Raw genomic sequence first — 25,133 nt, forward strand, 5'->3', positions numbered from 1 at the left:
TTATTATTTATTTTCATTAAAAAATTCTTCAGCGAGTGCAACACCTCCAAACAAAGCTGCATCATCACCTAATTTCGTAACACTTATTTTCACATTTTCACCGCATTCGGGTAAAACAGCCTCCAAAAATGCTTCTTTAATTTTTGGAAGCATAAATTTATGCATAGCTTCAATTACTCCGCCACCTAAAACTATAGTATCAAAATTTAGAAATGTAGTTAAGCTCCCAAGAACAGTTCCAATTGTTACACATGCTTTCGATACATATTTGACTGCTAAAGCATCATTCTGTTCTACAGCATGAGCAAGGGTTTTACTCTTTATCGTTTTATCCGATGATAAAAATTCTTTCAAAATACTTTTTTTCCCTTTTTTAATTTCCTTCTTAATTGCTTTAATAATAGCCAATCTGCTTGCTGAAAGTTCAAAAGTATTAGCAGATTTTTTTGATGAGAAAGCACCCTTGCTGTTTACAATCATGTGTCCAATTTCACCCGCATAAAATGTTGAACCGCGATAAAGTTTTCCATCAAAAAACAAAGCGCTGCCTATTCCAGTACCGATAAAAACAATTAGCATATTTTTTATTTCATCATTAAACTCAAATTTTTTTATTCCAAGTCCAGCAAGATTAACATCATTCTCAATTAAAACGGGTATAATTGTGTGTTCTGATAATGCTTCCTTTATATTGAAATTTTTCACAAAAAGATTTGGAGCATTAGAAATAATTCCTGTAAATGGATTAACAGTCCCTGGCACACCAAGACATAAAGCTTTTACATTCTTTTCTGAAATTTTATTTTCAAGAATCAATTGATTAACCGATTTCAGTATTGATTGAGTTAAACTTTCCTCTCCTTTTTTAACATCAGTAGGAATTTTTACTCTTGATACAATTTGATTTTGAGAGTTGATTAATGCAGAAAGAATTTTAGTGCCTCCAAGGTCAACTGATATAATAAAATCCTTACTCATAATTTCCTCTTAATTTTAAGATTGAATTTCAGTCAATATAAAATTTTATTAAATTGATACCGAATTTAATATTTATTTCACATTTTATTAAAAAGAATATAAATAGTTGTTATAAAATAACTCATTTCTTAAATACAAATGGAGTTTAAATGTATATAAATTTTTGTGATATCCCTGGTCAGCAAAATTTATTTCTTGACTATTTATACGAATTCGATAATGTCAAAAGATTTTATAAAAGCAATTTTAGAGAGCAAGAATCTTATGAAACATTATTTAACAGGTTAGAAAATTTTAACAGACCACATCGCAATCAACTTATTGAATTAATCAAAAAGCAATATCAAAACATCAGAATATCTAAGCAAACTGAATCAAATATTGAAGCTCTTTATTCAAACAGAACATTTGTTATTTGCACAGGACAGCAATTAGGAGTTTTTGGCGGTCCTCTGTATACATTTTATAAAACTATTACTGCAATTAAACTTTCAAACTATCTCAAAGAAAGATATGATAATTATCAGTTTGTGCCGGTTTTCTGGCTTGAAGGAGATGACCATGATTTTGATGAAGTAAGAAAATTCAGCATACTTAATAATAACAATGAACTTGTTACTCTCAAATATGATGATGGTCTTGAAGAAGAATTAAATCGCGGCTGCATTGGACTCAAATCTTTCAACAATAATCTTGAAAAGTTATTCGAAGATTTATCATTGCATTTAAGAGAAACTGAATTTAAGAATTCAGTAATTGAACTGTTGAAATCATTTTACAAGCCTGGTGAAACATTTTTAGACTCATTCCGAAATTTGTTAATAAAAATTTTTGATGATTATGGATTAATTGTTTTCAATCCTCTTGATTCAGAAATTAAAAAATTACTTACTCCAATTTTTTCAGAAGAAATAATTAATTACCGCAGTCATACAATTCAACTTGTTGAAAGAAGTGCAGAGTTAGAGGAAACTTATCATGCACAGGTTAAGGTAAAGCCAATCAATCTATTTTTTATAGAAAATAATGAGCGTCTTCTTATTGAACCTGTTGAAGAAGAGTATCGATTAAAAGGCAGAAGAAAAAAATTTACAAAAGACGAATTGTTAGAACAGTTAAATCAGCATCCAGAAAAATTTAGTCCAAATGTTTTGCTCAGGCCAATTTGTCAGGATTATTTATTCCCAACTGCTTTTTATGTTGGTGGACCATCTGAGATAAGTTATTTTGCACAAATCTCACCACTGTATGATATTTATAACATTGTTCAGCCAATAATTTATCCTCGCGCATCTGCAACTATTGTTGAGAAAAATATTAAGTCAATTATTGAAAAATATAATCTCGATTATCTAAATCTATTCACAACCGAAGAAGAATTAATTACAAAAATTATCGAACAAAATTCTACTACAGATATCAATTCACTTTTCGAAGAAACACAATCTAACATCGGAAGGATTTTATATCAGTTAGGAGAAAATTTAAGCAGCATTGATAAATCGCTGCTTGATATTACAGGAAAAACTAAAATCAAAATTGAAGAAAATCTTAATTATCTTAAAACAAAAGCACTTGAGCTTGAAAAAAGCAAGCACGAAGTAACAATTCGTCAGCTTACAAAAGCAAGAAATAACTTGTATCCTAATAATAACTTACAAGAAAGAGAAATAAATTTTATTTACTTTGCCAATAAATATGGACTTGATATTTTGAAATGGGTTTTTAATGAACTTACAATTAACAAATTTGAACATCAAATATTAGAGTTATAACCCAAGCTTTGAAGTTGAGTTAAGAAATCTGGATTTGAAATAGAAACACAATCAAAATTATTAATTCTGCCGCCATTTTTTATTAGCATCGACATTACAGCAAATGCCATAGCAATTCTATGGTCACCATAGCTTTCGAAAATAAAATTATCTTCTAAAATTTTTCCATCAATTTCAAAACCATCTTCAAACTCTTCAACTTTCAACCCTGTTCTTTTATAATTTTCACATAAAGCTTTTATTCTATCGGACTCTTTAACTCTCAATTCTTTTGCATTTGTAACTTTGAATTTCCCTTCTGCAAAAACTCCAGCTACAGATAAAATCGGAATTTCATCAATAATATTTGGAATAATTTCAGCTGGTATTTCAATATTTTTTAATTGACTGCTTTTTACTCTTATATTTCCTCTTTTTTCTCCGTTCTGAGTTATCTCATTTTCAATTGTAATATTTCCTCCCATTGATATTAATATATCTAGAATACCTGTTCGTGTTTCATTGAGTGAAACATTTTTTATCAGAATATTAGAATCTTTTGACAACAATCCCAGAACAATGAAAAATGCTGCTGTTGAAATATCTGAAGGAACTGTTATTTCAAAATTTTTAGGATAATTTTTTTTAGAAACAAAAATTAAAGTACCTTCTTCAGTTTTTTCTGTTTTAAGTCCAAGTAATTTTTCTGTATGATTTCTTGTTGGAATTGATTCAACAATTATTGATTCATCTTCAAGATGAAGAGCTGCAAGAATTAATGCACTTTTAACTTGGGCACTCGCAACTTTTAATTTGTAATTAATAGCATGCAAACTTGACGAAGGTTTTATTACTAAAGGCAATGTCCCTTCTGGTGATGCTGTAATATCAGCTCCCATCATATTCAATGGTTCAACAATTCTTTTCATCGGTCTTTTAGAAAGGGACTCATCTCCTGTAATTATTGATTCAAAATTTTGTGCACATAAAATTCCGCTCATTAATCTTGCTGTAGTTCCAGAATTTCCTGCATACAATTCTTCTTCTGGCTTACAAAAATTTTTAAAACCTTTTCCTTTTACAATCAATAAATTTTCTTTTTCATCAATATCAACACCAAGTTTTCTAAAGCAAGAAATTGTTGATTTAACATCTTCTGCATTAGAACAATTTTTTATAATTGATTCCCCTTCTGCCATCGAAGCAAACATCACAGCTCGATGTGAAATTGATTTATCACCCGGGAGTGATAATTCACCGGATAAATTTTCAGTATAATAGAATTTCATTTTTCACACCATTTTTCAATTAATTCATTTAATTCTAGTTCTGTAAGTTCAGATTTATCATACATTCCTTTCGCTGCTCTTTGACGCTGGCTTTCATAAAGAGTAACAGCTGCAGCAACAGACACATTTAAGCTTTGTACCATTCCTCTCATTGGAATATAAAACAAATCATCAGCAAGTTTTTTCATTTCATCAGAAACGCCTCTGTGTTCATTGCCGAAGACAAGTGCTATTTTCTGTGTCAAATCGATGTCATATAAATTTCTTGCATTTTTATCCAGAAAACTTGCATAGATTTTAAAACCTTCAGCATGAAGCGAATCTACACACTTTTTTACATCATCAAATTTTTCAACATCTACCCACTTATTAGCTGATGCTGAAGTTACCTTATGAATTTTGGGAAAAGTTTCTTTTGTATAAAGCAAAGTAATTTTTGGGACACCAACAGCATCACATGTTCTAAATATTGCACTTACATTATGAGCATCGTGAATATTTTCAATTACAACTCTCAAAGAAAACTGTCTTGACGATGCAGCATTAGTTATTTTTTGAAGTCGTTCTGGAGTTCTAAATCTTTTCATCATTTATCGAAAATTATTTTATAAACAATTCTATTCCCTTCTTTTCTTGCTCTGTCAATTTTTAATTTTAATTCGGGTTTAGCCTGGATATAGAATTTAAAGAGTTCAATAGTTTTGTTTATTGCATCATCTTCAATGTGAGCCCAGCTTTCACATCCTTTAATTGAGGGAATTTCTGCTGTGAATCCGTCATCGGTTTTAGTTACAATTAAATCCAGTACCACGAACTATCACCTCTTAAGATTCACCTTTGACAATTTTCACACTTGCACTTGCACCAATTCTATCTGCTCCGCTTTTTATCATCAAGAGTGCATCTTCGGTAGTTCTTATTCCTCCTGAAGCTTTAACACCAACAGCAGAACCAACCACATATTTCATCAAGGCAACATCACCTGCAGTAGCACCACCTTTGCTAAAGCCTGTTGATGTTTTTACAAAATCTGCTTTAGCTTCTTTGCTTATCAAACACGCAATTACTTTTTCTTCATCTGTAAGCAAAGCAGTTTCAATTATCACTTTACATATACCATTAAATTTTTTTGCAGCTAAAACAACTTGATTAATATCATTAAAAACATACTGATAATTTTTTTGCTTTAACATTCCTATATTAATTACCATATCAATTTCCTGAGCGCCATTTTTCAAAGCCTGTTCAGCTTCAAAACGTTTTACTTCTGTTGTAGTTGCACCAAGGGGAAATCCAATAACAGTACATACTTTAACATCAGAATTTTTTAATAAATCTCTGCACAAAGTTACATAACAAGGATTAACACACACAGAAGCAAAGCCATATGTTTTTGCTTCTTCACATAATTTTTTTATTTCATCAGGAGTAGCTTCTGGTTTTAATAAAGTGTGGTCAATCATTCTTGCAATATCTTTATTTGTTAATTCCTCGCCAATGCCAGGACCTGCAGCAATTCTTTCTGCACCGTTTTCAATAATATTTTTTACTGCCACAGGCTGGTCGATTACATTTCTTTCCCAGCCATTGCAAGTTCCTGCATGACAATAAAATTCCTGCAAAGCTTTTTCAATTAAAACTTGAGATACAATTTTGTCAATTAATGATGAATCCATGCTTCTTCTCTAAAAATTTTGTAAATGCAAGAAATGTATTTTTTAATAACATTGCAATTGTCATTGGTCCAACTCCACCTGGAACCGGAGTTATGTATGATGCTTTTTTCTCAACTTCATCAAATTTAACATCACCAACAAGTCTATAACCCTTTTTTGAATTTTTATCTTCAACTCTGTTAATTCCAACATCAATAATTACAACACCTTCTTTAATCATATCTGAAGTTATAAAATTTTCTTTCCCGATTGCTGCAATTAAAATATCTGCCTCTTTTGTGTATTTCGATAAATCTTTTGCTGCTGAATGGCATACTGTAACAATTGCATTTGCTCCTTCTTTCTTTTGCAAAAGCATGTTTGCAACTGGTTTCCCAACAATATTACTTCTGCCAACTACAACAACATGTTTCCCTTTTGTATCTATCGAATATCTTTTTAATAATTCAATAATGCCATAAGGTGTGCAGGGATAAAAAGTTTCTTTGCCAATTACAAGATTTCCTACATTTACCGGATGAAATCCATCAACATCTTTTTCTGGTAAAATTGATTCAATAATTTTTTGTTCATTAATATGTTTTGGTAATGGAAGCTGAACAAGAATACCATGATAATTGTCATCATGATTATAGTGATTAATATAATCAATTAATTCTTTTTCGCTGATATCAGCTGAAAGATTTTCAACCTTTGAATTCATCCCAATTTCATTGCATGCTTTACTTTTTGATGACACATAAACTTGCGAAGCAGGATTATCACCAACAAGTATAGCAACTAATCCAGGAACTTTTCCTGTTTTATTTCTTGCTTCAGCAATTCTATCTTTTAATTCTGTTTTAATCTCTTCAGCAACTTTTTTACCATCAATTATTACAGCCATAAAGTTCTCTAATTTAATTGAGAATATTTTGCAACTATAAATTTATTTTTCTTTCAAACTCTGGAATAAAAATTCTTTCAATCTCAACTGTTTTTCCTGTTTGAGCATCAACCTTTAGAAAAACTCCACAGAGATGAACATTATCAACAGCTGTTTGATATTTTTGAGGTGTTTGATAAAGAAATCTATTTATAGCAGCATCTGTTTTCATTCCGATTACAGAATCATATGGACCAGTCATCCCGCAATCTGTAATATAACCAGTTCCTTTCGGAAAAATTCTTTCATCCGAAGTTTGAACATGAGTGTGAGTTCCAATAACTGCAGATACTTTTCCGTCAAGATAATTAACGAGTGCAACTTTTTCTGCTGTGGCTTCAGCATGAAAATCAACAATAATAACATTTGTTTCCTGTTTTATTTTGGGAATAATCCAATCACTTGTTCTAAATGGACAATCAATTGTTGCCATGAATGCTCTCCCCTGCAAATTTACTACACCAACTTTTCCTTTTGGTGTATCAAGTATGTAATAACCATTTCCAAAAGTTCCTTTTGGATAATTCAATGGGCGCAATACTCTGGGATCTTTTTTAAGAAATTCCTGAGATTGATGTTTATCCCATGTATGATTTCCGCCTGTAATTACATGAACTCCGAGTTCAAAAAGTTGTTTTGCTTCTTTTTCGGTGCATCCTTTACCGTCAGAAGCATTTTCACCATTAACAATAGTAACATCGGCTCTATATTTTTTTTGCAAAGATGGAAGCCACATGTTAACTATGTTAAGTCCAGGTTGACCTACTATATCACCAATAAAAAGTATATTTATATTCATAATCAAATCTTTTAATAAGAAATATATTGAAAATAGAAAGAATTACGAAATGATAATGATTATCTTAAAATATTTTTCTCAAAAATATTTTTAATTGCATTGAAGAATTGATTAATTAATACAATAATTTTCCTCTTAAAGCAGGATTGTTGAGTGTTTATTAAATTTGATAAACAAAAAACTGTTTGATATGGAATTAAAAGAAATTCAGTTTGAAAACGCAGAATATTGTGTATTTGATTTTGAAACAACTGGAACTTCTGCAAAATTTGATAAAGTAATCGAAATAGGAATTGTTAAAATTCGTAATGGAAAAATTGTTGATACATTTCAATCATTCATAAATCCTGGTAGGCAGATTCCATATTCAATTACATTGCTAACTGGAATCACTAATTCTGATGTAATAGAGGCACCATATTTTGAAGAATTATATCCTCGTATCATTGATTTTATTGGTGATTCAATACTGGTTGCACATCATCTTAACTTTGACTATTCTTTTCTTAGACAGGAATGCTTAAGTGCAAATCTTGAAGTTCCATCTAATCCTGCAATTTGCACATTAAAATTAGCTAAAAGATTATTTCCAGAACTTCCAAGCAAATCCTTGGGAAGTTTAACAAAACATTTCAAAATTCGTCATCGCAATATTCATCGTGGATTGGGAGATGCGATGGCAACAGCAAAAATTCTTCTGAAGATGTTTTCTTATCTTCGTAACGAGCATAATGCAGAAACTGCAGCGGATATAATTAATTTTCAAAATATTCCATCATCAAAACCTTTCAAAGTAATTAAAAAGAAATTAGCAGAAGATTTATCTAATGTTCCAGATACTCCAGGAGTATATTTCTTCAAAAATTCAAGAGATGAAATTATTTACATTGGGAAAGCTAAATCTCTTAAGCAAAGAATCAGTAATTATTTTCTGAATAATACTCCGCGCAAGACAAAAGAAATTGTAAGAAAAGCTCATCGAATTGATTTTCAAAAAACTAACACAGAATTAACTGCTTTGCTTGCCGAAGCTGAACTAATTAAAAGACATAATCCAAAGCTCAATACACTATTAAAAAAATATTCAAGCAATTATTTCATAAGAGTAAATAATAAAGAATATCCTGATGTTGAAGTTGTTACAACATTTGATTTTGACGGCAATGATTATTACGGGCCTTATCCAAACAGAGAAACAGCAAATTCAATTAAAGATATTATTGACAAAACATTTTTATTGAGAGAATGCAGCGATAAAGAATTTAACAAAAAGAAAAAATGTTATTTAAGTGATATTGGAAGATGTTTTGCCCCATGCATCGAAAATGTGAAAGAAAATTATGATAATGAACTTAATCTTGTTCATGAATTCTTAAAAGGTCATAATCAATCGGCTGTTGACAGACTTTTAAGGAAAATGAAAATCTACAGTGAACAAAAAAAATATGAAGAAGCTGCAGCAACAAGAGATATAATCAACTCAATATTAAATCAATTGAATAAAGCATCAATACTTTCTGAACCAATCAACAAAGCAAATGTATTGATTGAAGTTTATGGAAAAAGAGAAAATGATTATTTGCTTTTGCTCGAAGGGAAAATATTTATAAAAAATTTCTTTATTGAAGAAAAATGCTTTTTTGATGAAATGCTTGAAGATTATTTTGAAGGGGTCCAATATCTTTTTGATGAAGTAACACAAAAAGATTTAGAAAGAATGAAAATAGCTTTGAACTGGCTTGTAAGAAATAAACAAAGAATTAAAGTTCATTATCTGAAAGATTATAACTCACTAACAGAATTATCAAAAAGCATGATATTCGTTCAACAACATGCTTATAATTTATAATCATCTTGGAACAAATCTCAAAATTATAAACCTAATAATATACGCCGACAACAAAATTATTGCAGCATAAAGCAACAAAGCCTTTAACGAATCTTTTGTAATTTTATAAGTTGACATATAACCACGCCATCCGCATTCTTTGCATCTATAAATCTTAAGGAAAGTTATTCTTTTGATAATTTGTTCACGCATATTTCTTGCTCTTGAGCTATGTAATGCTAAAGCTGATTTACATGATGGACACTTGGAATACTGTGGATTGACACTTATCAATATTTTAAATGTTTTCAAATGCTTATACCCTCAACCTAATTTTATTGAAAGAAATATTCCCATAAAAATACTTAATACTAAAATTGCAGCTACGATTAATGTTATATAAAAAAATTTTTTATCATGATTCTTATAAAAAAAGAAAACTGAAATAAATACTCTCAGTATCGGAGTTAAAATTAAAGTTATTGTTCCAAGATATAAAAATGGTTCGGGTTCAAGTTTCAAGATATTTTGGAAAAAGTCTCCAACATTCTTAAATGTATTATGATTAAAAACAGCAAAGTCTTCATGTTTGATAATTAAAAGAATAATCCCAATAACATAAAAAAATATTGTTGAATAAATTCCTACTGCGAGGATACGTCCTACATTTTTATTTAGATTTTGATTTTCCACTTATAAACACCTCAAAATAAATTTATGTTCAATCCATCAGATAATCCTTTTAGTATCATTCTTATTGAAAGATAACCAGCAACAGCAGTGAAAAGAAGTTTAATAAACTTGCTTTTGAATTTGTTCATAATGCTGCTTCCAAAAGTAGCCCCTGCAATTGTTCCAAGTGCAACTGGTGCAACATAGTGCGGGTCAACAGAGCCGTTCAGAAAATAAAGAGTAGAACTTGCTGCGGCTGTTACTCCAATCATAAATTTGCTTGTTGCAACTGAAACTTTCATTGGCACTTTCATTAAAGTGTTCATTGCAGAAACTTTGATTATTCCACCACCAATTCCAAGTAAACCCGAACCAATTCCAGCAAGCATAGCAACAAAGCTGCCGCTCAAAGGATTATGAACTGCATATTCAATTCTTTTTTTCAAAGCAGCATCGTAGAATGAATCTTTGATTCCAATTATATTTTCAAATTTATTATTGGGATTAAATTCAGAATCAAATTCATATAAATCATCATTCTCTCTGGTTAAGTAGGAATAAACAGCCATTGAAAATACAAGTGAACCAAAAATCACGCTCAGAATCCAACCATGTAAAATTAAAGCTAACAAGGCTCCCATCAGTGCACCAAGAGTGGTTGAAACTTCGAGAAACATTCCTAATTTAATATTAGTTATTTCCTGTTCAACATACTTATGTGCCCCAGCAATGGAAGTTGCAATTACAGATATTAAACTTGCAGCAATTGCATTGTGAATTGGTACTTTATAAATTAGAGTTAAAGCAGGAACAATAATAATTCCGCCACCAATTCCAACAAGAGAGCCCAATAAACCTGCAACAACTGAAATTAAAAATAGAAGCAGTATATTAATGAACATTTGTACTCAATAGTTTATTATATATTTGTGGATTATTCAAAATTGATAAAGCAGTTTCAAATTGATTATCATGTTTTAATGATTCTAAAATTCTTCCAATTCTTCCAATAGTTCTTGCAGCTAATTCTTCCTTTATCAAACCAATTATTTCATCTTTGAATTTATTGATTTCTTTAGAATTATTTTCTGCAATTTGTTTTTTTGCATTATCAAGCTGGTCAATAAAATTATTACCCAGATTTTCTTCTTTTGCTGCCTGTTTTAATTGGTCAATTAATTTTTCAGTAGGGGATACAAATTGAAAACTCTGTTTTTGAACATAATTCTTAAATTCTTTTAACAAATAATCATCAGAAACATCCTTAAGATTCATCGAAGAATTATTATTGAAAAGATAAGTAGCAAATTTGAAAAACATTCCATCTGCAAGTAATCTTTGAATTAAGATTGATTTCGACTTATTGTTCACAATGGAATCTGGTTTGATACCACCTGCTGAAAATACTTTTCTTTTATTATCAGTATGGAATTCAGCTTGTTCTTGTGTGGAACTCTTTTGTAAAACTTTATTCTTTTCAGAGTAATTAATTTTTTGTATGCATCTTCCGCTTGGAGTATAATAACGAGCTGTAGTAATTTTTAACGATGTATTAAAAGAAAGTGGGATAACAGTTTGAACCAAACCTTTTCCAAAAGAATTAGTTCCAATAATAACTGCTCTATCATGGTCTTGAACTGCACCTGCAACAATTTCTGAAGCAGATGCTGAACCTTCATCAATCAATACTGCAAGTTTTGGAGTAGATGCAATTGGTTCTTCCTGCGAAAAATATTTTTTGACATTCGAACTATCTCTTCCTTTTACAGTAACAATTAATTGACCTTTCGACAAAAATTTTTCACAAACATCAATTGCAGCATCAAGTAAACCACCTGGGTTTCCTCTCAAATCCAAAATTATCGATTCAATTTTTCTTTGCGATTTTAGTTCGAGCAGTGCTTTCTTTACCTCATCACCTGCAGCTCTTGAAAAGCCACTTAACTTTAAGTAAACATTATTAGAATTTTCCGGCACAAAACCATAGAACGATAAATTTTTTATTTCAATCTCTTCTCGAATCAAATTAAATGTTAGTTCTTCATTAACTCCTTCTCTTCTTATAGTAATTTTAACTGTTGTGCCTGGTTCGCCTTTTAACAAATTGCTTAGTGATTCATAATTTTCTTTAGTAACGGGAGTATCATCAACTTTAATAATTACATCACCAATTCTTAATCCCTGTCTTTGTGCAGAATACCCTTCAATTAAATCTACGATTGTAACATTATCATTTCTTAAACCAACAGTTGCCCCAATGCCTCCGTATTTTCCTTTTGTAATTATATCAATATCTTTTTGATGACTGTCATCAATAAAATTTGTATAAGGGTCCAATGATTCAAGCATACCGGAAATTCCAGCAAGCATAAATTCTTGTGGATCAATGGGGTCAACATAATTTAGTGCAACCTCTTTGTATACTCTTCCAAAAATGTCTATGCTTTTATTTATCTCGAAATAAAAATCCGAATCATGTCTTATAAAGCCAGAAAAAATTAAGATAAATGCAATTGCAAAAAATATTTTTGTTCTGTTCATACTTTCCCTTTCAAATCATTTACTTTCTAAATGCTTAATTATGATATTATGAATTTCATCAATAGAAAGAAGGCCATCAATTTTTTTTATTCTTTTTTCTTTTTCACAAAGATAAAGATAACCATTTCTAACTCGTTCATAAAATTGAATTTTTTGTAAATCAATTCCATTAGGTGATGTTTCAATTCTATCAAGTTCAATACTTTTTACTTTTGACATTCTTTTTAATACTTCTTCTACAGGAATATCAATAAAAAAAGTAATATTGGGAATTGCATTCCCTATTACAAATTTTTGGAGCTGCATAACAAATTCCAGTGGAAGATTTCTGCCAAAAGCCTGATAAGCAATTGATGAATCATGAAATCTATCCGAAATCACAAAATATTTTTTTTCAAGATGAGGGATTATAACTTCATGAACAAGTTGAGCACGACTGGCAGCAAAAAGCAAAAGCTCGGTTTCGTTTTTCATATCGTCGTTAATTCTGTCGAGCAAAATTTTTCTTATTTGCTCTGAAATTTCCGTTCCACCAGGTTCTCGAATGACTATTACATTTTCATTTTTTTCTTTCAAATAATTTTCTAGAAGTTTTACCTGAGTGGACTTGCCGCAAAAATCTAATCCTTCAAATGTTATAAACATGTTCAGTATTGTTTAATTACAAATTCAAGTTTTTTTGGTTTTATATCAAGCAATTTAGTGAATTCCGGAATTACAACAACTGGTTCTATCATATTTTCTTCGCTTCGAACTGCATCCCAGTAATCAACATAAACTTTAATGCTGTCATTTGTAAGTTTTCCAAGTCGATTAATTCCGCCTCTCAAAATTACACTTACTTTGCTTGGATAAAGATTTAATTCTTTTGAAGGCGGAACATTTCTTATTTCTACAAATAAATCATCAAAAGCTCTTTCAACAATTTTTTGAACATCAAATTCTATTATGCATTTATCTGCTGAAAAACTAATACCGTTGACAGCTTTTAAATTAACTTCAGAAACTATCTTTTCATTAACATTATTAAAAACAACTGAATCTGTTTCGACATAATTAATACTTTGCAAAATGCTTGCTGGTCCTGATATTTCTACTTCATCTGGCGTTAATAAAATATCCGAAACTAAATCATAATTTTCTGCAAAATTAATTTTAACATTTGGTTTGATTGGAACCTTTTTAGTTACTGTTTTATCAATCTCATATTCAAAAATAACTGGAGATATTTCAAGAACATTAAAAGCAGATGTAAGCCAGATATTATTCTCTATTTCATTTCTTAAATCAACTTTATATCTTCCAATTCTGTGGTGAGCAGATATATAAAATGAATGTTCTCCAGTTAAAATTAATTTTGCAAGTTCCCAGCCTTTAGCTTTCACTTTAATTGTAATTTCCTCATCTGATATATAACTTGGTGAATAATTCTTTGGCAGGTCAATAAGTTCAACAGGCACAGAAATAATTTCGACATAATATTCTGAAAGAGTAACTGAACCCCACAGTATTAATGAAAATATTACAATAAGTATTATTGGAATAATTTTATTCTTCATACTCTAAATATAAAAAAAGGCGCTGACTTTAAAACTAATCATCAAACAAAATCATTCCTAACTTTCTATTCTTTTTGATTTTATAAAATCAGAATTAGCAGATTCATCAGTAAGAAATTCGTCATCTGATTTGATTAAAATAAGCAATTAATTCTTCTCTGTTTGCGCGGGAAATTTCTCTTCCTTTAATTGGAAAATTTTCGAAGCTGCGTGCAAGATGTCGTAATTTATGGACATTAAGTTTAGAAAGTTCTTCTTCAGAAGGAACTTCTTTTACAGTTTGTTCTTTTGCAAATTCATTTTCAGATAATTCTTCAATAGCTTCTTTTCTTAACTCTTCCAATCTTGATTCAGGTTCTTTCTTTTTTTTCTTAATTGATTGAACTTCCTCTGCAGAATCTGGCTGATCGAATAAAGTAGGATTAACTGAATTTTCTTCTTTCAAATCATTTATTTGTTCTGGTAAATTTAATTTGTTATCGGAATAAATAATATCATTTAGCTGGTCATCTGGACGTGGGATTACATGAGCAGAGATTAATTGGCTTACGCGCTGAGCTGCTGCTGCACCTGCTTCTACCGCTGCTTGAACTGCTGCAACTTCACCAACAATTTTAACTGTTACCAAACCTGCTGATATTTTTTCTTTGCTTACTAACTTAACATTAGCAGTTTTTACCATTGCATCAGCAGCTTCAATGGCACCAATTAATCCTTTGGTTTCAATTAATCCTAATGCTAAATCCATAATTTAATTATTTGGGACGTTTTGGCAGAATCAATTCAACATCAGAGTGGGGACGAGGAATAACATGAACCGAAACCAATTCACCAACACGCTGAGCTGCAGCTGCACCTGCATCTGTTGCTGCTTTAACAGCTCCTACATCTCCACGAACCATAACAGTAACATATCCACCACCGATTGTTTCTTTCCCGATTAATTCTACTTTTGCTGCTTTAACCATTGCATCGGCGGCTTCAATTGCCCCGACTAAGCCTTTGGTTTCGATCATTCCGAGTGCGTCAAGTGTCATAAGTTTGCTCCCAATATTGATTAATTTTTCTGTTTCAAAATAGTTTTTATAGTTAAAAATGTCAATTTCATTTATCTTGTTATTGAAATCTCTTTTAAATAATCTTCAAGAAGAACTGCTGCAGAATTTTTATCAAGCAATCCTTTCTCTTTTCTTTTCTTTTTTGATGGAACTGATTCTATTATTCTTTTTTTTGCTATTAAAGAAGAATATCTTTCATCAACCAATTCTACTGGCAATTGAAATTTTTTTTCAATTTCTTCTTTGAATTTTTTAATTAAAGGAAAAATTCTGGACTCTGCTCCGCTTTCTTTCAGTGGATTACCTAATATGATTTTTTTAACATGATAATCTCGAATAATCTTTTCTAATTCTAACCATAAATTTTTATTATTCTCAAGTGTAACTAAAGGATATGCAAAAATATTCAAGGGGTCAGTAACAGCTAATCCAATTCTTTTTTCGCCATAATCAATTGCTAAAATTCTTTCTTCATTTTGTGAGTTCATAATTTTCTCTTTTTAATGCTTATTGGAATCAAATCTTTCAACTGAATAAACTCCATTAATTTTCTTAAGTCTATCAATTAATTTATTCAAATGGTCAAGGTCTTTTACATAAACTGTATTTGTTCCTTTGAATATCGAATCTTCTGCACTCATGTTAACAGATTTGATATTTGTATTTTCATAATTAGTAATACAGTTTGAAATATCTTTAAGAATTCCAGGGACATCTTCACCTTTAATAATTAATCCAGCTATAAAATAAGAACCATCTGCTTTAGGCCATGTAACAGGAACAAGTCTTTCATCCCCTGCTTGAACTTTGTCTATCAAATTTTTGCAATTCTTTCTATGAATTTTAATTCCTTCCCCAATTGTAACATAGCCGATTATTGGGTCACCAGGAATTGGATTGCAGCATTTAGCATAACTTATAGCTAAACCTTTTTGTTCACCTTCAACTACAACACCGCCAGCTGTATATCTTGCAATATCTGCAAATTTATCAAATGGTAATTCGATTGACTGCTTTTGCTCTTGTTCCTCTGCTGGTTTAAGTATTTCATCAAGATTAACTTTGTTTTCTGCAATTGCTTTGTAGAAACTTCTAATGTTATCAAATTTTAATTTGCGGGAAATTTTTACTATTTCATCTGGTGTAAATGATAACTTAAGCTTTTTAGATTTTTTATCAAATAATTCTTTGCCTGCTTCAACTAATTTTTCTTCTTCTTTATTTAAATATTTTCTTATGTGATTTCTTGCTTTTTGTGTTTGAACAAATTGGAGCCAGCTTTTATTTGGATGTTGGTTTTTTGATGTAATAATTTCAACCATATCACCGCTGTGAAGTTTTGTATCAAGCGGAACAATCTTTCCATTTACTTTTGCTCCAATACATTGGTCACCAATATTGCTGTGAATCTCATAAGCAAAATCAACTGGGGTTGAATTAACTGGCAGTCGTTTTAGTTCTCCTTTTGGTGTGAAAACATAAATTTCATCTTGATATAAATTCAGTTTGAAACTTTGTAAAATTTCTTTGGTAGTTTCATCTTTAGATGCATTTTCAAAAATATCTCTTACCCAGCTTACCCACTCTTCAAGTTGTTTATCTGTTGTTGTAATTTCTTCTTTGTATTTCCAGTGAGCAGCAACACCTTTTTCTGCAATTTCATGCATCTTTCTGGTTCTTATCTGAATTTCTACAAGTCTTCCTTCGGGTCCAATTACAGTTGTATGAAGTGACTGGTAATTATTGTTCTTTGGAACAGAAATAAAATCTTTGAATCTATCTGGAACTGGTTTAAATAATTCGGTTACAATTCCAAGAACGAGATAGCATTGATTTTTATCTTCTGTTTCAAGTATAATTCTAATTGCAAGGATATCATAAATTTGTTCAAAGGGTAAATTTTGTTTAATCATTTTTCTGTAAATACTGAAAAGATGTTTTGGTCTTCCGCTGATTTCAAAAACTAATTTTTCCTTTTTCAATCTTTCTTCAATTGGTTTTATTACTTTGGCAATAAATGCTTCTCTTTCTTTTCTTGTATCATTAATTTTTTTTGCTAAATCTTCATAAGATTCTCGATTGAGATATTTAAATGCGAGGTCTTCTAATTCCCATTTAATTGCACCAAGCCCAAATCGATGAGCAAGAGGAGCATAAATTTCTTGAGTTTCTTTTGCAATTCTAATTTGTTTTTGAGGAGTTACAAATTCTAAAGTGCGCATATTATGAAGTCGATCAGCAAATTTCACAATTATAACACGAACATCTTTAATCATTGATAAAAGCAGTTTTCGATAATTTTCAGCTTTCCTCTGGTCTTCTGTTTTAAGAATTTCTTGATCTTTGAATAAACTTCCCATCTTTGTTACGCCATCAACAATTTCGGCTACATCGCTGCCAAATTCTTTTGCAATAAAATCAAGTTTAATATCAGAATCTTCTACAACATCATGAAGTAATGCACTTACGACTGAAACATCATCCAGAGGAATTTCACGAGCAACAATCATTGCAACTTCATAGGGATGATAAAAATATGGTTCCCCCGAAGCACGGAAATCATTTTTATGACACTCATAACTAAATTGAAATGCTTTACGAATCAAATCTTCATTTACTGAACGCAAATTTTCTCTGCATACATTCAGCAATTCATCGAGCATTCTTTGATGTTTTATCCTTGCTACGGTTTCCATAACAAATAACTTTTAATTTCCTTACTTTATACAATCAACAATGAATCAAGTTCATCAAAAAGTTCCAAAAGTTCTATCTCCTGCATCCCCCAAACCTGGCAATATATAACCATTTTCATTGAGTTTACGGTCAAGTGCTGCAGTATAAATTAAAACTTCAGGATGTTCTTTATTCATTTTTTCAATTCCTTCTGGAGCAGAAATTAAGCAAGCGAGAATACATTTTCCAGCCCCATTTTTTTTCAAATAATTAAACGAAGCAACTGCACTGCCGCCTGTAGCAAGCATCGGGTCAAGTAAAATTGTAATTGATTGTGCAAGATTATCAGGCGTTTTATAATAATAATCAATAGGCTGTAAAGTTCTTTCATCGCGCTGTAGTCCAATGTGTCCAACTTTTGCTTCTGGTAACATTTCTAAAAATGAATCGACCATGCTTAATCCAGCTCTTAATACTGGAATTAAAACTACAGGATGTTTTAATCTGTAACCTTTTGTTTTTTCTAATGGTGTTTGAACTTCATATTCTTCCAATTCAAAATTTTTTGATATTTCAATTGCAAGTGAAAATGAAATTCGACTTAAAGCATATCTGAATTCTGCAGGCTGAGTGTTTTTGTCTCTTAAAATAGAAATATCTCTTTTAACAAGAGGATTATCAACAATGGTTAGATTATTCATAATTATTCCTTATTAATTTTTCTTCCAAGAATTGATAATAAATTTATAAAAGGAGAAAGTGGAGGTGTGTAATTAAATTGTATGTTTGATAGTTCGCTTACCTTAATATTGTTTTGGATAAATGATGAAATTAAATCTGCATAACCTGAAACTTCATTTCCTCCAAGAAAGAATGCTCCAAGAATTTTTTGAGAATACTTTTCATATAAAATTTTACCAAAAACTTTTCTTGAATTTGGCATTACTTTAATTATATTATTTGCAGTGGCAGTTACAGATGCAAAATTAAATCTATTTTCCTGTGCTTCTTTAGTGTTAATTCCAACATAAGAAAGATAATTATCAAAAATTTTTACAGCTGCATTTTTGATAATTGGTTTTGCATAAACATTACCTCCAGCAGCATTCTCACCTGCTATGTGTCCATAATTATGTGCTATTGTAGCAAGAGGAATGTAATCATCTTTTCCTGTTATTTTATTTTTTACTTCGATATTATCACCAGCAGCAAAAATATTAGAATCCGATGTTTTTAATCTTTGGTCGACTTTAAGTCCACCTGATTTACCAATTTGCAGAGATGATGAAACAGCAAGATAATTATTTGGTTCAAAACCAATTGCAGATAACACCAAATCAAATTCAAGCTCCCAACCTTTGTAAACAACAGCTTTTAACTTATCACCTTGTATTTTGAATTTGATATCAAATGCATCCCCGAGAAATTCAACTTTGTTTTCATTAAGAATTTCTCTAACCAAATGAGATATTTCAACATCTGCTGAGGGCATTGGCAAATTTTCTTTTTCAAGCAATGTTACATCATAACCAAGTGTTTTAAAAGATTCTGCAGCTTCAAGACCAATATAACCTGCTCCGATAATCAAAACTTTTCTTACATTATTCTTTACTAAATAATCTTTTATCGATAAATAATCTTTAACATTTTTTAACGTAAAAACATTTTTTAGATTTTTTTTTAAATCCGGATGATATTTTGCTAATGAACCTGTGGTGAGTATTAAACTATCATACGGTTGCTCATATCTTTGATTTGAAATTTTGCTTAGAACTGTAACAGTTTTTTTTCGTCTGTCAATTTTTTCTACGAGATGATTTAAGTAAACTTTAACACCCTTTTCCTTTTCAAAAGTCTCTTGATTATAAAAAACAATTTCTTCCCAGTCTTTAATTTCATTTGACAAAACATAGGGCAATTCACATGTGCCAGTTGAAATGAACTCGCCTGCTTCGAACATTATCACATTTGAATCAGGAGAGATTCTTTTTGCTTTAGCAGCTGCAGCTGGACCTGCAGCATTACCACCAACAATAATTATATTTCTTGGTTTGGGAAGCATCAATCATTTATTAATTTTATCAGAAATATAATTAATTTTTATGATGATTGGTAAACTAATAATTATTTCTCTTTGAATGAGATGGTAATTGGTACACCTTCGAACCCAAAATGTTGACGAATTAATCTCTCAAGAAATCTCTTGTATGATTCTGGGATGTATTTATGTTGATTGGCAAAAAACAAAAAGATTGGATAATGTTCACCTACTTGAGTTATATATTTTATTTTGATTTCTTTTCCTGTAGGGGTTGCAGGTGGTGGAGTTTTAAGAATTTCTGGCAAAAGAACTTCATTTAATTGACTTGTTGGAATTTTCTTTTTTCTTTCTTCATGAATTTTTTTTGCAAGGTCAATTAATTTATAAATTCTTTGTTTCGTTAAAGCTGAAATTGTAATTATTGGCACATAATCAACTGTTTTCATTTTAGCTTTAATTGCATCTTCATATCTCTTTGCAGTGTTGACATCTTTTTCTATTAAATCCCATTTGTTAATTGCAATGATTAATCCCTTTCTTCTTCTTACAGCTTCTTGAATTATTCTCTGGTCTTGATTTTCAAGTCCAAGTTCAGCATCAAGAAGGAGAACAGCAACATCACAGTCCCACAATGCTCTGTAAGTTCTGACATTTGCAAAAAATTCAACATTCTCTTTAATTCTTGATTTTCTTCTCAAACCAGCAGTATCTACAAGAACAATTTCTTCACCATAATATTTAAGAATCGAATCAATGCTGTCCCTTGTTGTTCCGGGGATATCAGTAACAATTGTTCTGTCATATCCAAGAAGAGCATTTACAAGAGATGATTTACCAACATTTGGCTTTCCAATAATTGCCAGACGCAGTCTATAATCTGGTTCTTCTTTTTCTTCTGGAAATGTTAAATGATTTTGTAAATCATCCAAAAAATCTCCCAGGTTTCTTCCATTCAATGCAGAGATATCAAAAACTTTTTCGATTCCAAGAGAATAAAAATCATTTTTGTGTGATGTCATTTCAGGTGCATCGGCTTTATTAACAAGGAGATAATAAGGTTTAGTTGATTTACGAATCATATTTGCAATTTCTCTGTCAAGAGGTGTAAGCCCTGTTTTACCGTCAACTACAAAAAGGATTGCATCTGATTCTTCAAGTGCAATTTTAATTTGTTCACGAATTGCAGATTCAAATAGGTCTTCAGAATCAGGGACAAATCCACCTGTATCAATTAATCTAAAATGTTTTCCGTTCCATTCGACATCACCATAAATTCTATCTCTTGTAACACCAGCTACATCATCAACAATTGACTTTTTAGTTTTTGTCAATCTGTTGAATAATGTTGATTTCCCTACATTTGGTCTACCTACTATTACTACTACAGGTTCTTTCATATAAATTTCTTAAAATGTGTATTGCAAATTTAATTGAGGATAATAAATTGTTCTAAAACCAATTTCATCTTTTTTTAGTTGAGCAGATATTTGCAAATTTTTATTATATCTGCTTGTGCTCCATGCTGCATCAACAGCACTTATAATGTGATTGGTAATTATTATTAGAACTGCTTTATATGCAATGTTATAAAAATCATTTGCTTTTCCGCGTTCACGAGAGTAATAAATAAAATTTGGAGTAAGTGGGTCGCCATAATTGAAAGGAGTATGTTCATCCCCAAAATCATCCCATCCAACATTAAATTGAGGATATTTGCCAATCATTTCATAATATTGCTGGTCGCCAAATGGTGCAAGATGATGAGAATAATAACCACCTATTGCATTTTCAAGGCGATTAAGTTCTTTCCAGTTTACTGAACCATCTGAATTAAAAACTTTAAAATCATTTGTGTTAACTTGAGGATTTATTTTAACTGCATTGGTAATTGTCCACAAAGCATATCTTTTAACATCCCAATGTTCATTTGCAAATCTCTGAAAAAAATCTGTTTGGTCGTCCCCCTTTTTATTGTAAATTAATCCAACAGTAATTGCAGCAGCTTCTATTGCAACAAAAATTGCGCTTTTAATATAACTCTTGGAATAAAATTGACCTGCCCCTGGAACAGCAAATGAAAGCACAGCTCCAAGCAAAGGAGATTTTTTATTTGGATTGTTATTCTCAGTTTTTAAATCCTGTTTTAATGAATTTACAAATGAAATTTTAGAATCAATTTTTAAAACTCCCGATAAACTTTCCTGCTGAGAGAAAATGATTGATGTACTTAATAACATTATTAAAATTAATCTTTTCATTTTTACCTCTTCTTTAAAAATTGAAGTCAAATAAAATACCGCCGTAAAAATTCCACTCTTTACCATAAGTCACATTTTCATTCATAATCTTTCTTGAAAATTTATCGAACGCATAAGCTGCATTAAAAAATAAACTTGTTGGGAATATATAAAATGAATTCATTTTGATTCTCAGCTCGATGCCAGCTCCTTTTTTGAAATCTTTTAATGATGGAATTTTACCATTCCATGCATTGCCAAAATCTCCATAGACAGACATATAAATTTTATCAATGTAAAGATGTCCAATTCTTGTATCAATATTTTTTATTAAAGGGAATCGATATGTTAAATTAATCCAACCCAATTCATTTCCGCTGACTGAATAAAATGGATAACTTTTCATTCCAATTAAACCGCCAAGATAAAAATCAAAAAAGTCTGGCACAGTTGGTCCTAATATTGAAGCTGCTCTAAATTGTGTTGTTAAAGTATGGTCTTTCTTTATTTCAATAAATTCTTTCCAGTTTATTTCAATTCTGTGAAAATTGAAATTCTTATACTTTGGTTTCAGCATTCCATCTTCTACTGTATATTCTCCATCTGGATTATATCGATTGAATTCATAATCATATTTTAATTCAATTTTTCTTCCAACTGGATTAATATCTGAATCAACGGTTGGTCTAATTCCATCATGTGTATATTTAATCTGAAAATCTCTTCCAATAAAATATGTATCGTTTGTAGTTGGATATAAAATGTTTGTATTTGGGAAGATAAAACTGCCAAGTGTTGCAGTGTAACTGCTTAATACAAATCTGAATTCTAAATTATTTCCTTCTGTAAAAATTTTATGACGAAGGTAGAAATCAGTTTCAAACAAATTGTAAGTTACATCAGTTGTTGTATTAAATGATGTATCAAGCGAGTCGAATAAAATTAAAGTGTTAGCTTTTCTGCTTATGCTGTAAATCTCTACTCCTGCTTCTGGTCTTAAGCCTAATTTATAAAGTATCGGCAACTTATCTCGATATTCAAAAGATAAAAACAAATCTCTCTCAAATCGTTTATTAATTGCTCCGCCAGCAAAAAAGCTGAATCGATTCAAGTAATCACTCGAAGCAAGATAAACTCCGGGTTTAATTCTGTCAATTGCATAGTTTGATGTTGTATAGTTATCATAACGAATAAAAGGAATAATGCTAACACGTGAAAAATAACCTTTATATTTTTCTGCATTAAAATTATGCACATTGGTGTCGTCATAATTTATTAGATGTGATAAGTTAAAATTAACTAAATCTCCCTTTGGTTTATCTTCCGAAAGCGGTGGATTATTTCTCCAGATGTATTTTTTCGAATTATTAACTTTATTTTGTTCTTGTTTTGATAGGTAAAAAAGTTTAAAACCATCAGCAGTATATCCTGAATAAATTATATTTCCATTAAAATCTACTGTTGGTTGAAATGCTCCTCCTAAAACATTTGTTAATCTAACTTTTTCTTTCGTATCAAGATTAATTTTATACAAATTAAAAATTCCTGTTTCATCAGATGAATAAATTAAATTTCCCTCATGGTCAAAAACTGCATCTCGATTATCGTAACCATTACTGATTAAAATAGAGAAGTTACTTCCATCAGTATTTACTCTTGCAATCTCTCTTGTATTTTTTAATGAATAACCAAATACTACATAACTTCCATCAGGAGAAAATTTTGGATTATAAACTTGTTCGCCGCTGTTGAAAAAAGTTAATTGTCGAAATTCTGTTCCATCAATATTTACGATTCCAACATTTGTTGTTCCATCTTTTTGAAATAAGAAAACTATCTTCTTGCCATCAGGTGATACATCAGGATTATTTGCTCTTAATCCAAATGTAATTCTTTTGCTTTTTTCAGTTTTCAAATCATAGACATATAAATCATGAATGTTATTCCATCTTGGATTATCATCACTCAATTTTGCATAAACAATTTTATCTTCTCCAGGAATTCTTGCAATTGTTGAACGAACAAGCGGAACAAGCAGCTTTTCTTGTTTTGTTTTCAAATCAAGCAGGAAAATCGAGGAAATTCCAAAGTAGTCATTTTCTTTATTCGATATGTAAAGAATTTTGCTGCTGTCATAAAAAACTGGGTAAAAATTTCCAAATCCTTTTTGGGCAATTAATTCACCTTCAACACGATTTTCAAGAACATCTTTAATTCTTTTTTCGTAATCATTCTTAAGAAAAGTTTTCCATTCATCATATAATTCTTTGCCTGTTATTCCAATTACATCTTTGATAGCAGCATCAATTGTAAAATTAGAAAGCTTGCCAAGTTTACGAGAAATTTTTTGCAATTTATCTTCACCATATTTTTGTGAGATATAACGAGTGAGAGCAAAACCTGCATTATAAACTGATTCATTTCCCAAACTCGTTTTATCAAATACTCCCATTTGATTCCATGTTAACATTTTATTGCTTAAAGCATAACATCGCAAAATCATATCGCGGTGAGTATCCCAATCATCATAACCAAATTCTTTACGCATGTATTGAGCTGTTCCTTCTGCAAACCATGCAGGTACATTTACAGATGCAATTGGATAAGAAGCAATAAAATTAGGGAAACCATAGAGTATATCCGGTCTTCTCTTTTTTTCATAATTCATAAATTGAAAATAAAATGCAGGAAATCTTCTGTTTAATTTCATTGATGATTGAATTTGAACCATGTGAGTAAATTCATGCGAGATTACATTACGAAGCCAGTTATGTGTTCCTCTCAAATCAAAATCAAGAGCAGAAGCCCAGATTTCAATTTTGTTGTCGAAAAAGTAAGTAGCACCATTGGAATAATCATCAATATCCTTAATTACAAAATGAACCGTCTCAGGTTCATATTCATAAAGAGAAGTTATTGGTCCCCAAACTTCTTCTGCAATTTTTAATACTGTTCGAGCAGTTCTTTCGGCTTCAGGATGATAATGAACATAAACATGTTCACCTTTTATAGTAAGCCATTCATAATCAGGCTCATATTCATTAAATTGAGCATGAACTAAAATTGGAATCAAGAAAAAAATTGATATGTATTTTTTCAT

General features: G+C 30.5%; 24 protein-coding genes. 2 read left to right on the forward strand and 22 right to left on the reverse strand.

Going from position 1 to position 25,133, the window contains the following annotated elements:
- Positions 1 to 3: 3 nt before the first annotated feature.
- Positions 4 to 978: an ROK family protein gene (locus AC27L2_RS00435; protein WP_487209681.1), complete on the reverse strand. Its 975-nt coding sequence runs from the start codon at positions 976 to 978 to the stop codon at positions 4 to 6.
- A gap of 149 nt (positions 979 to 1,127) precedes the next feature.
- On the opposite strand from AC27L2_RS00435, the gene bshC reads away from it, so the two are divergent.
- Entirely contained in the window at positions 1,128 to 2,753 is a 1,626-nt protein-coding gene (bshC, locus tag AC27L2_RS00440) for a bacillithiol biosynthesis cysteine-adding enzyme BshC (protein WP_487209682.1), read from the forward strand.
- Here the strand turns inward: bshC and aroA are convergent.
- The 6 genes from aroA to AC27L2_RS00470 form a co-directional block, all read right to left on the reverse strand.
- On the reverse strand, positions 2,735 to 4,021 hold the full coding sequence (gene aroA / locus AC27L2_RS00445) for a 3-phosphoshikimate 1-carboxyvinyltransferase (RefSeq protein ID WP_487209683.1): 1,287 nt from the start codon (positions 4,019 to 4,021) through the stop codon (positions 2,735 to 2,737). The genes bshC and aroA overlap by 19 nt on opposite strands.
- A complete protein-coding gene (locus AC27L2_RS00450) occupies positions 4,018 to 4,608 on the reverse strand; it encodes a TrmH family RNA methyltransferase (protein WP_487209684.1) in 591 nt (196 codons plus the stop codon). Before AC27L2_RS00450 ends, aroA begins: the two co-directional genes overlap by 4 nt.
- Positions 4,608 to 4,832, reverse strand: coding sequence for a type II toxin-antitoxin system HicB family antitoxin (locus AC27L2_RS00455; RefSeq protein WP_487209685.1), 225 nt, complete (start codon positions 4,830 to 4,832; stop codon positions 4,608 to 4,610). Before AC27L2_RS00455 ends, AC27L2_RS00450 begins: the two co-directional genes overlap by 1 nt.
- A 13-nt stretch (positions 4,833 to 4,845) precedes the next feature.
- A complete protein-coding gene (deoC, locus tag AC27L2_RS00460) occupies positions 4,846 to 5,484 on the reverse strand; it encodes a deoxyribose-phosphate aldolase (protein WP_487209851.1) in 639 nt (212 codons plus the stop codon).
- 193 nt (positions 5,485 to 5,677) lie between these two features.
- Entirely contained in the window at positions 5,678 to 6,583 is a 906-nt protein-coding gene (gene folD, locus AC27L2_RS00465; RefSeq protein WP_487209686.1) for a bifunctional methylenetetrahydrofolate dehydrogenase/methenyltetrahydrofolate cyclohydrolase FolD, read from the reverse strand.
- A gap of 34 nt (positions 6,584 to 6,617) precedes the next feature.
- Positions 6,618 to 7,421 carry a TIGR00282 family metallophosphoesterase gene (locus AC27L2_RS00470; protein ID WP_487209687.1) on the reverse strand — a complete coding sequence of 268 codons (804 nt, stop codon included), beginning with the start codon at positions 7,419 to 7,421 and terminating at the stop codon, positions 6,618 to 6,620.
- Positions 7,422 to 7,587: 166 nt separating this feature from the next.
- On the opposite strand from AC27L2_RS00470, the gene AC27L2_RS00475 reads away from it, so the two are divergent.
- A complete protein-coding gene (locus AC27L2_RS00475) occupies positions 7,588 to 9,270 on the forward strand; it encodes an exonuclease domain-containing protein (protein WP_487209688.1) in 1,683 nt (560 codons plus the stop codon).
- Here AC27L2_RS00475 and AC27L2_RS00480 read toward each other — a convergent pair whose 3' ends face one another.
- The 15 genes from AC27L2_RS00480 to AC27L2_RS00550 all read right to left on the reverse strand — a co-directional run bounded on the left by AC27L2_RS00480 (position 9,271) and on the right by AC27L2_RS00550 (position 25,133).
- The gene (locus AC27L2_RS00480) at positions 9,271 to 9,561 is read right to left on the reverse strand and encodes a hypothetical protein (RefSeq protein WP_487209689.1); all 291 of its coding nucleotides are present in this window, start codon (positions 9,559 to 9,561) and stop codon (positions 9,271 to 9,273) included.
- A gap of 12 nt (positions 9,562 to 9,573) precedes the next feature.
- Positions 9,574 to 9,942, reverse strand: coding sequence for a DUF1634 domain-containing protein (locus AC27L2_RS00485; RefSeq protein WP_487209690.1), 369 nt, complete (start codon positions 9,940 to 9,942; stop codon positions 9,574 to 9,576).
- 11 nt (positions 9,943 to 9,953) lie between these two features.
- Positions 9,954 to 10,823 carry a sulfite exporter TauE/SafE family protein gene (locus AC27L2_RS00490; RefSeq protein WP_487209691.1) on the reverse strand — a complete coding sequence of 290 codons (870 nt, stop codon included), beginning with the start codon at positions 10,821 to 10,823 and terminating at the stop codon, positions 9,954 to 9,956.
- Positions 10,813 to 12,462, reverse strand: coding sequence for a S41 family peptidase (locus AC27L2_RS00495; protein WP_487209692.1), 1,650 nt, complete (start codon positions 12,460 to 12,462; stop codon positions 10,813 to 10,815). Before AC27L2_RS00495 ends, AC27L2_RS00490 begins: the two co-directional genes overlap by 11 nt.
- A gap of 15 nt (positions 12,463 to 12,477) precedes the next feature.
- Positions 12,478 to 13,107, reverse strand: a complete 630-nt coding sequence (gene tmk, locus AC27L2_RS00500) for a dTMP kinase (protein ID WP_487209693.1) — start codon at positions 13,105 to 13,107, stop codon at positions 12,478 to 12,480.
- A gap of 2 nt (positions 13,108 to 13,109) precedes the next feature.
- Positions 13,110 to 14,021: a CdaR family protein gene (locus tag AC27L2_RS00505; RefSeq protein ID WP_487209694.1), complete on the reverse strand. Its 912-nt coding sequence runs from the start codon at positions 14,019 to 14,021 to the stop codon at positions 13,110 to 13,112.
- 121 nt (positions 14,022 to 14,142) lie between these two features.
- Complete coding sequence (locus AC27L2_RS00510) at positions 14,143 to 14,769, reverse strand: BMC domain-containing protein (RefSeq protein WP_487209695.1); 627 nt, start codon at positions 14,767 to 14,769, stop codon at positions 14,143 to 14,145.
- A gap of 7 nt (positions 14,770 to 14,776) precedes the next feature.
- Positions 14,777 to 15,058 (reverse strand): ethanolamine utilization microcompartment protein EutM, encoded by a 282-nt coding sequence (eutM, locus tag AC27L2_RS00515; protein ID WP_353677872.1) that lies wholly within the window; start codon positions 15,056 to 15,058, stop codon positions 14,777 to 14,779.
- A 71-nt stretch (positions 15,059 to 15,129) separates the two neighbouring features.
- Complete coding sequence (gene ruvX / locus AC27L2_RS00520; protein ID WP_487209696.1) at positions 15,130 to 15,567, reverse strand: Holliday junction resolvase RuvX; 438 nt, start codon at positions 15,565 to 15,567, stop codon at positions 15,130 to 15,132.
- Positions 15,568 to 15,579: 12 nt separating this feature from the next.
- Positions 15,580 to 17,775 (reverse strand): RelA/SpoT family protein, encoded by a 2,196-nt coding sequence (locus tag AC27L2_RS00525; RefSeq protein ID WP_487209697.1) that lies wholly within the window; start codon positions 17,773 to 17,775, stop codon positions 15,580 to 15,582.
- Positions 17,776 to 17,829: 54 nt separating this feature from the next.
- Entirely contained in the window at positions 17,830 to 18,456 is a 627-nt protein-coding gene (gene upp / locus AC27L2_RS00530; RefSeq protein ID WP_487209698.1) for a uracil phosphoribosyltransferase, read from the reverse strand.
- A 2-nt stretch (positions 18,457 to 18,458) separates the two neighbouring features.
- The gene (locus AC27L2_RS00535; protein WP_487209699.1) at positions 18,459 to 19,817 is read right to left on the reverse strand and encodes an FAD-dependent oxidoreductase; all 1,359 of its coding nucleotides are present in this window, start codon (positions 19,815 to 19,817) and stop codon (positions 18,459 to 18,461) included.
- Between the two features lie 62 nt (positions 19,818 to 19,879).
- The gene (der, locus tag AC27L2_RS00540) at positions 19,880 to 21,193 is read right to left on the reverse strand and encodes a ribosome biogenesis GTPase Der (protein ID WP_487209700.1); all 1,314 of its coding nucleotides are present in this window, start codon (positions 21,191 to 21,193) and stop codon (positions 19,880 to 19,882) included.
- A gap of 9 nt (positions 21,194 to 21,202) precedes the next feature.
- Positions 21,203 to 22,054 carry a hypothetical protein gene (locus AC27L2_RS00545; protein ID WP_487209701.1) on the reverse strand — a complete coding sequence of 284 codons (852 nt, stop codon included), beginning with the start codon at positions 22,052 to 22,054 and terminating at the stop codon, positions 21,203 to 21,205.
- Between the two features lie 13 nt (positions 22,055 to 22,067).
- A complete protein-coding gene (locus AC27L2_RS00550; RefSeq protein WP_487209702.1) occupies positions 22,068 to 25,133 on the reverse strand; it encodes a TolB family protein in 3,066 nt (1,021 codons plus the stop codon).

This window comes from Rosettibacter sp. KY25 (assembly GCF_057554405.1).

What these genes read in the sequence shown, in the direction of transcription:
- AC27L2_RS00470 (WP_487209687.1), bottom strand. Translation starts at nt 7,421, where the DNA reads ATGAATATAAATATACTTTTTATTGGTGATATAGTAGGTCAACCTGGA.
- der (WP_487209700.1), bottom strand. Translation starts at nt 21,193, where the DNA reads ATGAAAGAACCTGTAGTAGTAATAGTAGGTAGACCAAATGTAGGGAAA.
- eutM (WP_353677872.1), bottom strand. Translation starts at nt 15,058, where the DNA reads ATGACACTTGACGCACTCGGAATGATCGAAACCAAAGGCTTAGTCGGG.
- AC27L2_RS00545 (WP_487209701.1), bottom strand. Translation starts at nt 22,054, where the DNA reads ATGAAAAGATTAATTTTAATAATGTTATTAAGTACATCAATCATTTTC.
- AC27L2_RS00505 (WP_487209694.1), bottom strand. Translation starts at nt 14,021, where the DNA reads ATGAAGAATAAAATTATTCCAATAATACTTATTGTAATATTTTCATTA.
- AC27L2_RS00510 (WP_487209695.1), bottom strand. Translation starts at nt 14,769, where the DNA reads ATGGATTTAGCATTAGGATTAATTGAAACCAAAGGATTAATTGGTGCC.
- AC27L2_RS00450 (WP_487209684.1), bottom strand. Translation starts at nt 4,608, where the DNA reads ATGAAAAGATTTAGAACTCCAGAACGACTTCAAAAAATAACTAATGCT.
- AC27L2_RS00535 (WP_487209699.1), bottom strand. Translation starts at nt 19,817, where the DNA reads ATGCTTCCCAAACCAAGAAATATAATTATTGTTGGTGGTAATGCTGCA.
- AC27L2_RS00525 (WP_487209697.1), bottom strand. Translation starts at nt 17,775, where the DNA reads ATGGAAACCGTAGCAAGGATAAAACATCAAAGAATGCTCGATGAATTG.
- tmk (WP_487209693.1), bottom strand. Translation starts at nt 13,107, where the DNA reads ATGTTTATAACATTTGAAGGATTAGATTTTTGCGGCAAGTCCACTCAG.
- AC27L2_RS00435 (WP_487209681.1), bottom strand. Translation starts at nt 978, where the DNA reads ATGAGTAAGGATTTTATTATATCAGTTGACCTTGGAGGCACTAAAATT.
- deoC (WP_487209851.1), bottom strand. Translation starts at nt 5,484, where the DNA reads ATGATTGACCACACTTTATTAAAACCAGAAGCTACTCCTGATGAAATA.
- bshC (WP_487209682.1), top strand. Translation starts at nt 1,128, where the DNA reads ATGTATATAAATTTTTGTGATATCCCTGGTCAGCAAAATTTATTTCTT.
- aroA (WP_487209683.1), bottom strand. Translation starts at nt 4,021, where the DNA reads ATGAAATTCTATTATACTGAAAATTTATCCGGTGAATTATCACTCCCG.
- folD (WP_487209686.1), bottom strand. Translation starts at nt 6,583, where the DNA reads ATGGCTGTAATAATTGATGGTAAAAAAGTTGCTGAAGAGATTAAAACA.
- upp (WP_487209698.1), bottom strand. Translation starts at nt 18,456, where the DNA reads ATGAATAATCTAACCATTGTTGATAATCCTCTTGTTAAAAGAGATATT.
- AC27L2_RS00550 (WP_487209702.1), bottom strand. Translation starts at nt 25,133, where the DNA reads ATGAAAAAATACATATCAATTTTTTTCTTGATTCCAATTTTAGTTCAT.
- AC27L2_RS00490 (WP_487209691.1), bottom strand. Translation starts at nt 10,823, where the DNA reads ATGTTCATTAATATACTGCTTCTATTTTTAATTTCAGTTGTTGCAGGT.
- ruvX (WP_487209696.1), bottom strand. Translation starts at nt 15,567, where the DNA reads ATGAACTCACAAAATGAAGAAAGAATTTTAGCAATTGATTATGGCGAA.
- AC27L2_RS00495 (WP_487209692.1), bottom strand. Translation starts at nt 12,462, where the DNA reads ATGAACAGAACAAAAATATTTTTTGCAATTGCATTTATCTTAATTTTT.